Raw genomic sequence first — 15,735 nt, forward strand, 5'->3', positions numbered from 1 at the left:
CATTAGTTGTATTTAAATTAAAGGGTTATAGAAACACCCGCTATAATTGATTTAGCATTTGGATATGCCCCGTTATCAACACCCGAGCTGATGGCATTTTGCCCGTTGGTGCTTACTTCAGGATCATAACCTGTATAGTTTGTCCAGGTGGCCAGGTTAACTCCGGTTACATAAACACGTATTTTTTGAACAGGCGATTTTGACAGGATAGATTTGGGAATGGTATACCCTATGCTCAGGTTTTTTAACCGCAGGTAAGATCCATCCGCAATAAAACGATCAGATACGGTAGCTGCAGGGTCCTGGAACGCGCTGTGTACATCGGTATTTGTATTTGTTGGTGTCCACCTGTTCAACAGTGTAGTAATGGCGTTGGTGTAACCGGTACCCAGTTCAAGTACTGCCCTTTGCTGGTTATAGATCTTGTTACCATAAGACGTTTGAAAAAAGATGCTCAAGTCAATACCTTTATAGTTAAAAGTATTAGTAATGCCACCGGTAAATTTGGCTTGCGAGTTACCAAGAATCACCCTGTCGCCGGCTTGTGTGATCTTATTATCGTTATTAACATCAACATAAGCCTGGCCACCCGGCGAAGTATTTGCCGCAGGTGTTAATGCTGTACCGCCGGCTTGTATCAAACCATTGGTTTTGTAACCAATGAACGAACCTATTGGCTCACCAACTTTTAAGATAGAAGGCAATGATGAGTCGGGAATGAACTGATCAACACCATTCCCGCCAAGGCTTAATACCTTGTTACGGTTAACGGCGAATACGATACCTGTGTTCCATTTAAAGTTGCCAACAAGGTTGCGGGTATTTAAACTTAATTCAAATCCTTTGTTCTCAACCGAGCCTACGTTCTCAAATTGTTGCGGGTTGGTAATAGCGGTATTGGTAATAATTGTTAACCCGCTTGTTGCCGGTAATGGCAGGTATATTAACAGGTTGCTTGTTTTTTTGTAATACACATCAGCCACCAGGCTAATGCGGTCTTTTAACAAACCTAAATCGAAACCAAAATCATATTGAGCTGTTTTTTCCCAGGTTAAATTTTGATTGTACAAAGTATTTGGTGCGAAGCCAATACTTGTAGTATTACCGAAATTGTAACGGTATGAGCCTAACTGAGAGAATGACTGGTAAGGCGGGATATCGCTATTACCTGTTAAACCTGCGCTTAGCCTCAATTTTAATTGACTGATGGCATCAACATTCTTTAAAAAATCTTCGCTTGATGCATTCCAGGCAATGGCTGCCGAAGGGAAGCTTGCCCACTGGTGGCCATCAGCAAACTTTGATGAACCATCGGCACGAATGGTTAAGGTTAACAGGTATTTATCATTGAACCCGTAATTGATACGGCCCAGGTATGATTTTAAGGCCCATGCATTGTATGATGACGAAGGCGCTATAGCAAAGCCGCTACCTGTAATTGATGTTACACTACCGGAACCGATATTGTTGTATGTGCTCAGATCGCTCACAAAACCTGATGATCCGGCTACTGATCCTTCCGCGCTAAAGGCTTGCTGGGTAAAGCCTGCCAACACATTAAGCGAATGTTTGCCGAACTTTTTAACATAGGTTACTGTATTTTCATTCAGCCAGTTGGTAGAGTAAAGTGTCCCGGTTTCTGCAAGTCCGCCAAAACCAGAGCCTTCATATACTGTTGAAGGCAGGTAACGGTTTTGTTTATTATCAATAATATCAATACCCAACAGTACCCTGGCCGTTAAATCCTTTGTTAATTTATAATCACCGGATATGTTGGATAATATCCTGTTGGTAGTTGTATTGTTGATCTGGTTATACAGTGTATTGATTGGATTACCATATACGCCCTCAAATGCATTTTTAAGGAAGAAAGTACCATCAGTATTGTAAACCGGAGTGGTAGGTGTCATCAATAGTATTGCGGGTACCACGCTATTTGGCGCTACCTGTGCCACTGTATGGCCGCCTGCAACGTATGCTGAGATCTTTAACTTATCATTATAATCATGCTCTACATTCAACCTTCCACCATAGCGCTGAAAGTTAGTATTTTGCAGTATACCGTCCTGGGCAGAGTAATTCCCCGAAAAGGCGATGCGTGTGCGGTCTGTACCAGTTAAAACCGATAGCGTATGACTTTGTATACCTGCCTGGCGGAAAGCGGCATCCTGCCAATCTGTATTGATATTGCCATAAGGGAAAAGCGCTGCCGTAGTTGGTGCAGCTTTACCCGAATTGATAAATGCATCTGTACGTAAAGATGCCCATTGATCGCTGTTTAACAGGTCGATCTTTTTGGTGACTTTTTGTAAGCCATAGCTACCGTCATAGGTAATTGACGACTGGCCTGCTTTGCCCTTTTTAGTGGAAATAATGATAACCCCATTTGCACCGCGGGTACCATATATGGCTGTTGCCGAAGCGTCTTTTAATACGTCAATACTCTCTATATCACCCGGATTGATAGATGCCAAAGGGTTAATTGCCGTGCCACCGGTTACACCGGCATCTGTTAACGAATTACTGTTGGATGTAGGGAAACCATCAATAACGTAAAGCGGTTCGGCTACTGCGTTTACCGAGTTGATACCGCGTATTTGCACCGTAGTACCGGCTCCCGGCTGGCCGCTGGCCTGCGTGAACTGAACGCCGGATATGGTTCCTTGTAAGGCGCGATCGAAGGATAAAGAAGGCTGTGCCAATGCCAACGCCGGTACAGAAGCCACAGCTCCCGTAATGTCTTTACGTTTTTGCGTACCGTATCCTACAACTACTACATCATTAAGCTGATTAACAATTTCTTTTAATGAAATTTCGATAGGGCTACCGTTAGCAGTGATTTTAGCTTGTTCGTACCCGATAAATGTAACTGTAAGGTTATACGGGAATTTTTGACCTGTAACAAAGCTGAATTTACCATCCAGATCTGTTGAAACCGCATGTGTGGTACCTTCAATGCGCACAACAGCGCCGGGTAATGGTTCTTTTGTGATGGCATCAACAACACGTCCAACTAATTTGGAGTTTATTGTTGGTTGATTTTGAGCAGATGCCGCTAATGTGATAAATATCAGGATGATACCCGTAAAGTAACGGAGGGGTATCCGGGATAAGGAAAGGATATACCTGTTCCTTATATGTGCAATATTTTGCATAATTTTGAATTAGTTTAAAATGACATAAATGAAGCAGGCTCAACGCCAATCGATTTCTGCTTCGTTGTTTTAGATTCGCAGGGAAAGGGTTAATACCCTTTCCCTATTTTTGCACCGGGTATTATATTTTCATAATTTTCTTCCTCCTTGTAAGTGTGTTTACGACCAGTTCCTGCTCGCTAAAAAATTTTATTAAGTTGATGGATGTACCAGTAGAAACGGTACCGGTGAAGTGTTTGCCGTTGCGTGTTTAGCAACAGCAACATGGCATACACATTCGGGTGCTGAAGCCAACTCCCGTTAATTTGAATGTAAGATTGATGATTTGTGTATTCATTCTTATTAAAATCTACTAAGTCTATAGATTTACTGCAATATTAAGTAAAACTATAGTTTGTTACAAAATTTATTTTAAAAAAATTGGTAATCAGGTTGCTATTTAATTGTGGAAGGTTTTTAAATATGGCGTACCTAAAGCTTATTCTATTTTGAACGGAATGATTAGAAATAAGTATTTATTTTTTTTCAGTGAGGATAGAGGCCAAAAAATGCGGCTTAAAAATGTATTTTAAAACAAAAAAGGCGCAATTTCTTGCGCCTTTTGTACCTTAAAACGGAACCGTATGTTGGGTGTTTTAGTGATCCCGCTGGGATTCGAACCCAGGACCCCAACATTAAAAGTGTTATGCTCTACCAGCTGAGCTACGGAATCGTTCACCGTTCCCGTTTTTGGTGGTGCAAATATAGAAGTATTGCATATATACTGCAAGCTATTTTTCAATATATTTTAAGATAGAAATTAACCTCTTCATAAACAGCAATTTGAAATGGCTTTTTTTTCTCATTAACTGCTGTAAACATAAATCAGTTATTAAAAAGGAGTCGATTGATAAGGTTTTTATTTTTTTCCTCTCTCAATTAAAAACCGAAACAAGCACTTATTATAACAGCATGTAGCCCCTTATCCATAAAAAAGCCCGGCTGCAACAACACAGCCGGGCTAACCTTAATCCTTGTTTATCAAATAAACTTCCTTCTATATACGAAAGAGATTTCGTTCCGGATTTTAAATCAGGTTAATTCCTTCATTAATTTATCAAATGCCTCTTTCAGCTCTGCCAGCTCTGTTTCTACCTTTACCAGGCGGGCTTCCAGGTCGCTAACATTTCGGCGGGCAGGCTCGTTAGGCTCGTCATCTTCGGTGATAACAGGTTCGCCACCCAACAGGTGTACATAACGCACTTCTTTCTGTCCGGCACGTTTTGGCAATTGCTGCACAAAGGGCGCTTCAGGTTGCGCTAACTTTTCTAAAACCTCCTGTACCTCATCCAATGTTTCAAATTCGTACAAACGGCCCGAATTGGTGTTCAGTTCGCCCGGCGTTTGGGGGCCACGTAATATCAGCAAACAAATAATTGCCACCTCTGCCGGTACTACAGGGAACACAATAGCAAAGTTATGCTTGTACTTTATCGCACGGCTTGAGCCACCGGTAGCTGTTGATATCAACCCGCGTTTTTTTAATGAATCCAGGGCCAATATCACCGTTTCTTCATCATACTCCACCACCGGTCTGCGCGATGTTTTTTGGTTACAGGCCGTAGTTAGCCCATTTAATGTCATGGGGTAATAATCGGGCGTGGTTTTACATTTTTCCATAAGCGCGCCTAAAACACGCAGTTCGGTATCGTCAAGTACGGGGATAGTTATCGGTGAATCCATGCGGCTAATATAAAAAATGATTGAATGATTGAATGATTGAATGATTGAATGATTGAATGATTATGCCATAGAAATCCCTAACGCAAAATATCCTGCTTCAAATATCTGTTTTCCAATCTCAACTTCCTTTAATCAAAAAAATCATCTGTGAGGTTACCTATATCGCGGCGGTCTTTTTTGGTAGGGCGGCCGGTGCCTCGGTCCCGCTGTAACAGCGGGGCGTGGAACATACTTTTAAATGCCGGGGTTTGCTCAACAGGGGTAACATCTTCATAAAAGTTAACGGCGGTTTTGGCATCAACCCTGCTCTCCAGCAGGCCGGTTACTTTTATTACCCGGCGATCGGGCCCTTTTGATATTTGGTACACTTCGCCCAGGCGTACCTCGCGCGATGGTTTAACATTATCACCGTTAAGTTTTACACGGCCGGCCTTGCAGGCATCGGTTGCCAGTGAGCGGGTTTTAAAGGCCCTGATTGACCATAGGTATTTATCAATACGTAGTTTTTCTTTTTCAGCCATTGTACAACATCACTTTAAACTGAACGTGGCTATTTTACCACCGTTACCGGCCAGTAAGGTTAATTTGCCATGCTGCGTTTTTATACAAACATTATAACTGCCGGCATCAATTTTTGTCCAGGTAATACCTTCGTCTTTACTAAGGTAAGTACCCGCAGTACCGGTAGAAAGATATATTTTACCTTCAATATGCTGAACGCATGATTGAAAACCCGGACCCGCTTTTGCTATTTTCCAGGTTTTACCTGCATCAAAAGAGTAACAGGCTGTAGAATCGGTACGCGAATCGCGCTGATAATCACCACCTACAGCAACCCAATGTTTACCATTGGTAGCTATAGAAAATGCTCCCGCGCTTGGCCGCCCCTGCGAAATCGGTAAAGGCTGCATTACCCATTTTTTTGCCGAAATGGGCGCCATATACAAGTTAGCCACGCTACCCCCCGATACCATTAATAAGGAATTTGATTTGATCAGGCCGTTATCAAAAACATGCAGGCATGTGCCGCTTGCAGCAAAGCAGGCCTCGCCGGGTATACCTGCCGGTGATTTTAGAATATCCCGTTCTTTCCAGTTCTTACCTTTATCGGTGGTTTCAAAAAGCACAAAATGATTACCCAACGGATCGCCCATTACGCAGCCGTATTTGCCCAGAAAATCCATCGCATCTAAAAAAACAGAGGTATCACGGTTATGATATTTTACCTGCCATGTGGAGCCGCCATCAAGGGTTTTTAAAATAAGCGCGGGCGTGCCCGAGCTCATCATAACAGCTTCCTTATCCGAAAAAGCCTCCACATCCCTAAAATCGGATGTTTCAAAGCCTTTAACCTGCTGCCAGCTCCATGTTTTACCGGCATCTTTAGTAACAGCAAAAGAGCCCTTACTGCTGCTTACCCAGGCAATTTTATCATTAACTACAGATAGGCCACGAATACTAACCGGTTTGCTCTGCTGTAGCACGGTTACTTTTTGGGCAGCCGCGCTATTTACATAAAGAAGAAACAGCCCCGCAAGGCTGATGGCGGTTAGTAGTTTTTTTATCATTTAACTCTCGTCAGCACCTCGGTACGGCCCAATAGCGATATACCGATGTATCCTCTTATTTTTAAGGTGTTATTATCCTTCAATGTCATTTTACAACTGTAGGTTTTACCGCTCTTGGGGTCGTAAATTGTACCGTCTTCCCAGGTTTCGCCGTTAAAGGTAAAATTCTGCAGCAACTCCAAGTTCAGATCGGGGCGTGTCCTTAGTTTTGGATCAGGATTGTTTTCGTCCATTTTAGGTTTACCGTTCTTATCAGGCACCTTTATCCAACCCAATTTACCAAAGTACTTATCCCCTTTTTTATATATCCATATCTGGTCTTCGCCCGCCGCATTTAACCATTTGCCTATGATGGCATCGCCATTTTGCGCTAATACAGTTAATGATGCTACTAAGAACAGCATTAACACACTTGCTTTCTTTATCATAATACGATTTAATTAATTGGTAGCCTAAAATTAGCCTTTCGGCAACGATATAACAAACTTTATCAATTTTATATTTATTTTAAGGCATTGCAATAATCTGTTATATTTGCACCCCGTTGATTTATTAAACGATAAATCAGCGCAGTTCTTACAACATGCCCGGATGGCGAAATTGGTAAACGTTGCGGTCTCAGAAGCCGTTGAGAATTGTCTCTTGAGAGTTCGAGTCTCTCTTCGGGCACATCCTTTTAGTTTATTGGTTCATCGGTTCATTAGTTTATTGGTACTGTCGCTATGAGATAGCCGCAGGAAAATCACCAATCAACCAGTGAACTGATGAACCAATGAAGTTTTTAAAAAAGCCCAGGTGGCGAAATTGGTAGACGCACCATCTTGAGGGGGTGGCACTCGTAAGGGTGTGGCAGTTCGAATCTGCTCCTGGGCACCAAAATCAAATATTAACTCCCAAACGGCAAATCAGCCGGACATTTATAACCGCACCGTTTTTATCTTTCTTAGCTTAAAAAGACGTATTCACCTCTTTTGACCATTTAACAGGAAAAAGTCCTTTGTAGCATACAAACTTATATAGCTGTAAAATATCTACCAGAGATTACTGTTACTCTGCCGCGATCATATAAAAACACTCATAGCTGCATAATAAAGCAATTTTAAGTTTACCCCAAACCATGCAAAACATTAGCTGGCTAACCCTGCATGGTTTTTGCCAGTAAGTTGTTGTATTAAAAAAATCTGCTATGAAAAAGTTAAATTTTATTAAAGTGCCTGCCTTTATACTGTTGTTAGCAGTTGGCGCATGTTCAAAAACCAATAATGATGTTGTAGATACATCTGTAACAACGGACGATGCGGCTACAATAATGGCCAGTTCCATGTCGTCAAACTCAGGCGGTATGGTCAGCGCTTCGGCTGATGTTACGGTTAACGCGCAACTTACTTTTAACGCCAATCCGGGTTGCGGAGGCACTAAAACCTATCAGTTTAGTCGTCAAAGCCCGCAGGGTGCATCAATATCTTACAGTTATGCCTTTAGCTATACCCATACACTTAACTGCGTAAATAACTTACCCGATAATGTTAGCAGCACCGCTACCAGCACCGGCTCGTTCGATGGGCCAAGCCTGAGCAGTAATGACTCTGGTACATCTACCTTTACCGTAGGCGGATTAGCATCGGCCGCCACTGCATATAACCTGAGCGGTTCATACAAACGTGCAGGTAGCTTTGCCAAAAAAACAGGTAACATGAACCAGGGCAACAGCAGTGTAGATATAACTGTAAGCAGCCTGGTTATACCTAAAGCCAGCGGTACCATTGCATCGGGCAATGCTACCTTTAACCTGAGCGGCAGCAGTAACAAAGGCTCGTTCAATTTTAGCGGCACAGTTACCTTTACAGGCAATAACCAGGCAAACCTTGTGGTAAACGGAACCGCTTATGTGGTTAACCTGTTAAACGGTAACGCAACACGATCTTAATTATTGATTGAAACCCAATTTTTGAAAAGCCCCAACCGGGGCTTTTTTTATGATGTATAACTTGGTGCTATATATCCAGTTGAAGCCCGTCATAAGCCAGATGAATACCTGAAGGTAGTTCTGCCGATACATCAGCATGTTTGCCCAGGCGGTGACTGATGTGAGTAAAGTAAGTGGTTTCGGCACCCATTTCTTTGGCGAAGGCAACAGCTTCATCCAAAGTAAAATGGGAGATGTGGGTTTCACGCTGTAAAGCGTTTACCACTAAGATCTTCGATCCCTTTATCTTTTCCTTTTCGTTATCCGATATGGTTTTGGCATCGGTGATGTAAGTAAAATCACCGATGCGGTAGCCCATTATTGGTAATTTGTAGTGCATTACCTCGATCGGGATAATCTCTACTCCATCAATATCGAAAGGCTCATTAGTAATTACCTGCGGTCTGATATCCGGGATACCGGGGTACTTAAACTCGTGAAATATGTAGGCAAACTCGCGCTTTAAAGCGGCTTGCACACGTTCGGTACCGTATACATCAATAGCTGCCTTCTGGCGATAGTTAAAGGCACGGATATCATCCATACCCGCTACGTGATCTTTATGCTCATGGGTAAAAAGCAGGGCGGTTAGGTGCTTTACATGCGCACGCAGCATCTGGTACCTAAAATCGGGGCCCGAATCAATAACGATAAGCTTATCCCCTACCTCCACCATCACAGATGAACGCAGTCGCTTATCCTTAGGGTCGGCCGAGGTGCATACCTCGCAATCGCAGGCAATAACAGGTACGCCCTGCGAAGTTCCGGTTCCTAAAAATGTGATGGTCACAGTTGTAGTTTTGTTTGTTTTATTTGATGTAACAGCGCTATCTGCTTATCGTCGAGCAGTTGGGGATCCAGCTCGAGTTCCAAGAACAGTTCAAGTATGGATTGTATCTTACTCTCCAGGTTCGAAAACTTATTGATCACCACTATTTTGCTGCTTTGCAGCAAACAGGCACCGGTTTTAAAGTTCCCCTTCTCATACCTTACCCTATAACCACCCGCCCGCAACAAAAGCTCAAGCTTTTCGAGCGTATGATTGGTGAGGGTGATAGTTGGAACCTGGGACATTATACTTATATGTAAGATGGAAGACGTAAGATGGAAGATGTGATTATCTCCATCTTACGTTTCCCATTAATTTTTAAACCTCTTCCATTTTCCATCTTACATCTTCCATTATCGTAAATCTACCACCTCTACCCCCGGGTGTGCCTTTACATCAAAAGCAAAAACGGCATCGGGTACATTGGCATTTGGCGAAAAGCTTTGCATGGCATAGGTGTATTTATTACCATTTTTATCAAATATCAACGCGCTGTATATCTGTTTCTTTACTTTATCTATCATTAAACGCACCTTAAAAAAGGTTTTCTTATCATCAGTAGGTGTAAGATCGATATTTTGGTAAGTAACGCCACCAACTTTGCTTTCTCCGGTGTAGAGGTATTTAAAGCCCTTTTCGTAAATGGTAAAAATGTGCGCGGGGTTCAATGCATCATCGCTATTGTTCACATCGTTTACCTGCACTTCGTTATCCTTTTTCAGATAGGTCCATTGCTCTTTACCATTGCTTATCAGCTCCTGTGCTATGGTTTGTGTTTTGGTGCCTCCTTTTGTATACAATGTAACCTTAAACTTATTAGTTTTTGATTTGGCTATCAGCGTGCCGCTTTGTGTTTCTTTAAGGTTGGCCTGCGGGCTTTCCAATGTGTAAGTAAAACTTGTTTTTACAACATCGTAAGTTCTGTATTTTTTGCTCACCTGGCTTAAAATGGCTTTCGCCTGGTCGTCTTTTTGTGCTAAGGCACCTGTTACAGTACCGGCGGTTATTAACAACAATAGTATCGCGCTCTTCATTATTCTCATCTGTCTGTTTTTCATTATCATAGCTTATATATGATAAGACGATTATTACCCTCTTTGGTTTTGTATCTCTTCTAAATATTGGTTAAAATGGCTATCGTCCTGGTATAAAACCTCGCGGGCCTTGCTCCCTTCAAACGGACCAACAATACCGGCTGCTTCCAACTGGTCGATAATACGACCTGCACGGTTATACCCCAATTTCAGCTTTCGCTGGATAAGCGATGTTGAGCCCTGCTGGTGCATCACGATAAGGCGCGCGGCTTCTTCAAACATCGGGTCGCGGTTATCCGGGTCAAATTCTTTTGGCGATGATGATTCGCCTTCGCCAACATACTCTGGCAGAGCGTAAGCGCCTGCATAACCGCGCTGGCCACCAATAAAGTCTGATATCCTGTCCACCTCCGGTGTATCCACAAAGGCGCACTGCAAACGTATCAGGTCGTTACCGGTAGAGAACAGCATATCTCCGCGGCCAATCAGCTGATCGGCACCACCGGAATCAAGGATGGTACGCGAATCGATCTTGGATTGTACCCTGAAAGCAAGCCTTGCCGGAAAGTTAGCCTTAATGGTACCCGTAATAATATTAACCGATGGCCTTTGCGTAGCAATAACCAGGTGTATACCTATGGCGCGGGCCAACTGTGCCAAACGCGCTATCGGAGTTTCTACCTCTTTACCTGCCGTCATCATCAAATCGGCAAACTCATCCACTACCAACACTATAAATGGCAGGTAACGGTGCCCTTCAGTAGGTAACAGCTTGCGGTGGACAAATTTGGCATTGTATTCTTTTAAATTACGTACCTGAGCATCTTTCAACAGATCATACCGCTGATCCATTTCGATACACAGCGAGTTTAACGTATTAATTACCTTTTTAGTGTCGGTAATGATCGCGTCGGCCTCATCGGGCAGCTTGGCTAAAAAGTGGCGTTCTATTTTCTGGAATAGCGTTAATTCCACCTTTTTAGGATCCACCAGCACAAACTTCAGCTCGGCGGGGTGCTTTTTGTAGAGTAGTGAAACCAGGATGGCATTAATACCAACCGACTTACCCTGGCCCGTAGCACCCGCTACCAATAAGTGAGGCATTTTGGCCAGATCGGCAACAAAAACCTCGTTTGATATGGTCTTACCCAAAGCGATAGGCAGATCCATCGTAGTATTCTGAAACTTATCGCTGCTCATTACGGTGCGCATGGCCACCATTTCGGGGTGCTGGTTTGGCACCTCGATACCAATGGTGCCTTTACCCGGCATTGGCGCAATGATACGGATACCTAATGCCGCGAGGCTTAGCGCGATATCATCTTCAAGGTTTTTAATTTTAGAGATACGCACACCGGGCGCGGGTATAATTTCGTAAAGGGTTACGGTTGGCCCGATAGTAGCTTTTATCTTATCAATCTCGATATTATAATGATTAAGCGTTTCAACAATTTTATTTTTGTTGGCTTCCAGTTCTTCGGCACTTACGCTTATTTTGTTGACACCATAATCTTCCAGCAAATCAAGGCCGGGGAATTTGTATGATGAGAGATCCAACCTCGGGTCGAACTCGCCAAACTGCTCTACCAGGCTGCCTGCTGTAACTTCGTCATCCTTTTCAACATTGGTTTCAGCAGTGGGGCGTTCTTCGCTGATAGTTAAGGGGATGTCCGTATCACTGCTTGGCCCGGGCATCAAAGTAACCGGCTCATGAAAGGTAGCGGCTGTAAATGCCGCTGCTACTGCAGTTTCGGGCTCCGGCTCGGGCATATCATAGGTTAGCGCAATATCTTTTACCTTATTGGCCGATGGATCGGCATCGCGGCGCGGGAGTTCAGGCTCGGGGATGATAATATCTTCATCATCGGCAGGTTCATGGTAGTTTTCAAAAGTGCTGGTCTGTTTTATGCGTTCGGCATTTTCGGCAATAGCCTCTTCTTCGGCAACAAGCAACTCATCTTTATATGCTGCCTTTTTCCTTTCGGGAAGTTTAAAATCAATATTATAAACGATGATGAGGAAGGTAAGCGCCGCGAATACGACCAACAAACCAACGCCTGCCTGCCCTATCTGGGCATCCATCAACTTGTTGCTCCAATAACCAAACTCGCCCTCTAAAAAGTGAGGGTAATCGATAATAAAGCCATGTACAAACCCTATTGCAACCGACAAGAAAATAATGCCAAATACCGCGTAAGCCAAAGTTTTATTTACCGCGAACAGGCGTACCTTAAACAACATGCGATAACCGATAATGAAGAACACTGCCACAAAAATATAGGATGCCACGCCAAACCACTCGTACATAAACTGGTTTGACAGCAGCGCACCAAATTTACCCAGCCAATTTTCAACCACCGGATTTTTAACGCCATTATCTATCAGTTCCTGCTGGGTTTTAAACAGGTTATGCCATCCGCCGTTAGCGGGTGATACATAGCTCTGGTCTTCCTGCCAGGTAAACAGGTACGAGGTAAATGCGATAAGAAAGTAAAGCGACAGGATAAGGCAAAACAAACCCGCTACTTTAGTTATGCGCCCATCTTTCAAATCGAAAGATGGCATAGCCTCAACTTTTTGTTTTAGGGGTTTTTCTGCTTTGGAAGATGATTGCCCGGGGGCATTATCTTCTTTAAAACTATTTGATCTGAACTGGTTTCCTTTTACCGCCATTATTAATTTGAAAGCGTTTTAGCGCAAATATAAAGTTAATAGATAAAACAACTTATTTGTGAGGATTTTTAATTTTTAGTATAATTGGATAAAAATGAGTTTAGATTCCCTCGAACAATTTATCCAGGAAGGCGACCTGCAGGGCCTTAAGCAATTGCTTGATAAAAACCCGGAGCTTGCCAAAAGTATAACCAGCTACCGTGTGTCGGCAGTTATGCTGGCTTGCTATTACAAAAAACCCGCTGTAACCGAAGTTTTATTAAAGTATATAGATGAACTTAGCCTGTTTGAAGCTGCCGCCATTGGCAAGTTTGACGTGGTTGCCCACCTGGTTTACATGCACCCGGATCTGGTAAATGAGTTTTCGGACGATGGTTTTACACCGTTGGGTTTGGCCTGCTATTTTAGTCAGCCCGAGATTGCACGTTTTTTAGTTTTAAAGGGTGCCGATGTTAACCTCGCATCGCGTAATGGTTTCCATGTTGCGCCAATACATTCGGCCGTTGCCGCCAACCAAACCGAAATTACCCGTATGCTGATAGAGCATGGGGCAATGGTAAATGTAAAACAGCAATCGGGCGTTACACCGCTACACTCAGCCGCTCAAAACGGCAACCTTGAGATACTGATACTCTTGCTCGAGAACGGCGCTCAGGTAAATGTGCGTATGGAAGGCGGCAAACTGCCCGCCGACCTGGCCGAAGAAAAAGGCTTTATGGAAATTGCCGCCATATTAACGGATTAAGGCCTTATCAAATGACTTATACTTTTTTATAATACAACCCGTCGTCAGTAGCTATAAAAAACACGTTGCTTATTTTACGCATAGCATAAGCTTTTCCTGTTAACTGCAAAAACTCATCATTTGCTGCCCATGTTGTACCGCTTGGTGAAGCCCAATCACGCTGTTGTATCCAGGCACCACCTGTTGGCAAGTTAGAGAGCACATAAAACTTATTGCTTGCTGCATACAACACCCTTGCCCTTAACGTAAAGTTTGCATTACTGAGTTTTTTAAGCCCTATGGTATCATAACTCCAGGTAGTGCCAAAATTAGTACTATTAAATAATGTTTTCCCTGCCGAGGCCAATAAAGTACCCTGATCTGAAATAAGATCCTGCATTTTTATTTGGGGTGTACCTGGTAAATAAGCAGTTGTATTCCAGTTGCCTGTTGTGGTATTATAAGAAAAGAAAAAACCGTTCACACCCCGAATAGCTGCCAAAGTATTGTTAGCGACAACAATTTTATAAACATCAAAATCGTGATTAGTTGGCAATCCATTTGTGGAAAAAGTTGTCCAGGTGTTAAGCGATTGATTTAACACAAAAACAGTGCCTGGTGAAATTCCATCTAATGATGAAGCATACAAATTGTTGTTCCAAACAACAAACGAACTGATATACTGATTAAGCGATTGGTTTACCCAGCTTGTACCATTATTATCGCTCACAAATATGCCGTCAGTTTCGGTACCTACATAAATCCTATTATTAAACAATGTTAAAGCAGTTATAACTGTACCTTGCTTTACTATAGCTGATGAAGACCATGTTGCTCCAAGGTTTGTGCTGCTATAAACTATACCCGATGCTGCCGCCGCATAGATGGTATTGTCAAGCGTTTCAAGTACAATAAATTTCTCGTTAATGGGGAGGCTTAAAATTTTGGAATAGGTTGCCGGAATAGACGGAGTTGGAGAATTATTATCGTTACATTTATGACACGATGTAAGGCACAACAAAGCGCTAAAGCCAATGTAAAGGCTAAATAGGGTAGTCTTTTTTTTCATTTTAAATAAGTTTCTTTTAGATTAACTGGTAGCGTAAACCATATCTTAACCTGTTAAAATATTAGTGAATACCGATGCCGGGAAAGTGCATCTTTCAGATCAAGCAGTTTGATTTGCTTTATGTTTTATAGAATGGTGGTCAGCCCATTCATTTCGGTTACATAGTGGGTAAGCTATAAGCCAAGTGTGTTTTTACCCGGTCTGTTTTCAAATAAGATGCAAAAATCAGCTTATTGTTACACCTGTTGTACTAAAAACAACAAAATTACAACAATCTGCTAATTTTATAGGGTTGCTACTTTACGATAAATATTTTTTGGCGAAAAATAATTTCTGTGCCTAGGCATAAATATCTTAAATGTATTTTCTTCGCCCAGCCCGTTTATTGAACCCTCAATATCTTTTCCATCTTTCGGCCTTTGGCCAGTTCATCAACCAGCTTATCCAGGTAGCGTACCTGCCGCGTTAAAGCATTTTCAATTTCTTCAATACGGTAGCCGCATATCATTCCTGTAATGAGGTGGGCATTGGGATTAAGCGAAGCTTGCTCAAAGAATATTTGAAAGGTTGCTTTTTGCGTTATCAGGATATCAATTTGTTGATCGTTAAAGCCTGTAAGCCATGTGATCACCTTATTCAATTCTTCTTTTGTGCGGCCCTTCTTTTCTATTTTGGTGAGATATAAAGGATACACCGAGCCAAACACCATTTTTGCCATACGCTCGTTATGTACATCGAGATTATTCATGGTGATCATTACCGGCAACAGGATCTACTGATCGGTTATTTTTGTATGGATACGTTTTACATAATTACGGATATCCAATACGATACCTGCAAAAAAATAAAAAAACAGCGGGAAGCCTACTGCTAAAAATGATGAGTAAATAAAGAAAAGGCGAATTTTAGAAATAGAAATATTAAAGCGCTCACCTAAATAGGTACACACCCCAAAGGAGTGTTTTTCGAAGAAGGTTAATATACGCTGTAACATA

14 protein-coding genes and 3 tRNA genes are annotated in these 15,735 nt (G+C 42.5%); 4 read left to right on the forward strand and 13 right to left on the reverse strand.

Annotated elements, in window-relative coordinates; all coding sequences use genetic code 11:
- Positions 1-17: 17 nt before the first annotated feature.
- From KXQ82_RS13295 to KXQ82_RS13320, 6 genes are all read right to left on the reverse strand, one after another.
- Positions 18-3,155, reverse strand: a complete 3,138-nt coding sequence (locus tag KXQ82_RS13295) for a SusC/RagA family TonB-linked outer membrane protein (protein ID WP_219488887.1) — start codon at positions 3,153-3,155, stop codon at positions 18-20.
- 639 nt (positions 3,156-3,794) lie between these two features.
- Positions 3,795-3,867, reverse strand: a tRNA-Lys gene (locus tag KXQ82_RS13300).
- A gap of 359 nt (positions 3,868-4,226) precedes the next feature.
- Positions 4,227-4,877 (reverse strand): YceH family protein, encoded by a 651-nt coding sequence (locus tag KXQ82_RS13305; RefSeq protein WP_219488888.1) that lies wholly within the window; start codon positions 4,875-4,877, stop codon positions 4,227-4,229.
- A 128-nt stretch (positions 4,878-5,005) separates the two neighbouring features.
- Positions 5,006-5,398 carry an RNA-binding S4 domain-containing protein gene (locus KXQ82_RS13310; RefSeq protein WP_219488889.1) on the reverse strand — a complete coding sequence of 131 codons (393 nt, stop codon included), beginning with the start codon at positions 5,396-5,398 and terminating at the stop codon, positions 5,006-5,008.
- Between the two features lie 9 nt (positions 5,399-5,407).
- A complete protein-coding gene (locus KXQ82_RS13315) occupies positions 5,408-6,445 on the reverse strand; it encodes a YCF48-related protein (protein WP_219488890.1) in 1,038 nt (345 codons plus the stop codon).
- Positions 6,442-6,873, reverse strand: a complete 432-nt coding sequence (locus KXQ82_RS13320) for a DUF2147 domain-containing protein (protein ID WP_255563655.1) — start codon at positions 6,871-6,873, stop codon at positions 6,442-6,444. Before KXQ82_RS13320 ends, KXQ82_RS13315 begins: the two co-directional genes overlap by 4 nt.
- A 157-nt stretch (positions 6,874-7,030) precedes the next feature.
- Between KXQ82_RS13320 and KXQ82_RS13325 the strand changes: the two genes are divergently transcribed.
- From KXQ82_RS13325 to KXQ82_RS13335, 3 genes are all read left to right on the forward strand, one after another.
- A tRNA-Leu gene (locus tag KXQ82_RS13325) sits at positions 7,031-7,114 on the forward strand.
- A 120-nt stretch (positions 7,115-7,234) separates the two neighbouring features.
- A tRNA-Leu gene (locus KXQ82_RS13330) sits at positions 7,235-7,321 on the forward strand.
- A 310-nt stretch (positions 7,322-7,631) separates the two neighbouring features.
- Positions 7,632-8,372, forward strand: coding sequence for a hypothetical protein (locus KXQ82_RS13335; RefSeq protein WP_219488891.1), 741 nt, complete (start codon positions 7,632-7,634; stop codon positions 8,370-8,372).
- Between the two features lie 67 nt (positions 8,373-8,439).
- Here KXQ82_RS13335 and KXQ82_RS13340 read toward each other — a convergent pair whose 3' ends face one another.
- The 4 genes from KXQ82_RS13340 to KXQ82_RS13355 form a co-directional block, all read right to left on the reverse strand.
- Positions 8,440-9,201: an MBL fold metallo-hydrolase gene (locus KXQ82_RS13340; RefSeq protein WP_219488892.1), complete on the reverse strand. Its 762-nt coding sequence runs from the start codon at positions 9,199-9,201 to the stop codon at positions 8,440-8,442.
- Positions 9,198-9,485, reverse strand: coding sequence for a hypothetical protein (locus KXQ82_RS13345; protein ID WP_219488893.1), 288 nt, complete (start codon positions 9,483-9,485; stop codon positions 9,198-9,200). The genes KXQ82_RS13340 and KXQ82_RS13345 overlap by 4 nt, the downstream gene beginning before the upstream one ends.
- A 108-nt stretch (positions 9,486-9,593) precedes the next feature.
- The gene (gene lolA1, locus KXQ82_RS13350) at positions 9,594-10,298 is read right to left on the reverse strand and encodes an outer membrane lipoprotein periplasmic chaperone LolA1 (protein ID WP_255563657.1); all 705 of its coding nucleotides are present in this window, start codon (positions 10,296-10,298) and stop codon (positions 9,594-9,596) included.
- A 30-nt stretch (positions 10,299-10,328) separates the two neighbouring features.
- Positions 10,329-12,947 carry an FtsK/SpoIIIE family DNA translocase gene (locus KXQ82_RS13355; RefSeq protein WP_219488894.1) on the reverse strand — a complete coding sequence of 873 codons (2,619 nt, stop codon included), beginning with the start codon at positions 12,945-12,947 and terminating at the stop codon, positions 10,329-10,331.
- Between the two features lie 94 nt (positions 12,948-13,041).
- Here KXQ82_RS13355 and KXQ82_RS13360 point away from each other — a divergent pair, with 94 nt between their 5' ends.
- Positions 13,042-13,692, forward strand: coding sequence for an ankyrin repeat domain-containing protein (locus tag KXQ82_RS13360; protein ID WP_219488895.1), 651 nt, complete (start codon positions 13,042-13,044; stop codon positions 13,690-13,692).
- 16 nt (positions 13,693-13,708) lie between these two features.
- Here the strand turns inward: KXQ82_RS13360 and KXQ82_RS13365 are convergent, their stop codons facing one another.
- The 3 genes from KXQ82_RS13365 to KXQ82_RS13375 all read right to left on the reverse strand — a co-directional run bounded on the left by KXQ82_RS13365 (position 13,709) and on the right by KXQ82_RS13375 (position 15,734).
- Positions 13,709-14,740, reverse strand: coding sequence for a WD40/YVTN/BNR-like repeat-containing protein (locus KXQ82_RS13365; protein WP_219488896.1), 1,032 nt, complete (start codon positions 14,738-14,740; stop codon positions 13,709-13,711).
- A gap of 382 nt (positions 14,741-15,122) precedes the next feature.
- Positions 15,123-15,488, reverse strand: a complete 366-nt coding sequence (locus KXQ82_RS13370; RefSeq protein ID WP_219488897.1) for a DUF2200 domain-containing protein — start codon at positions 15,486-15,488, stop codon at positions 15,123-15,125.
- Between the two features lie 24 nt (positions 15,489-15,512).
- The gene (locus tag KXQ82_RS13375; protein ID WP_219488898.1) at positions 15,513-15,734 is read right to left on the reverse strand and encodes a PspC domain-containing protein; all 222 of its coding nucleotides are present in this window, start codon (positions 15,732-15,734) and stop codon (positions 15,513-15,515) included.
- Between the last annotated feature and the right edge of the window lies 1 nt (position 15,735).

The organism is Mucilaginibacter rivuli, from assembly GCF_019391655.1.
Taxonomy (GTDB): Bacteria; Bacteroidota; Bacteroidia; order Sphingobacteriales; family Sphingobacteriaceae; genus Mucilaginibacter; species Mucilaginibacter rivuli.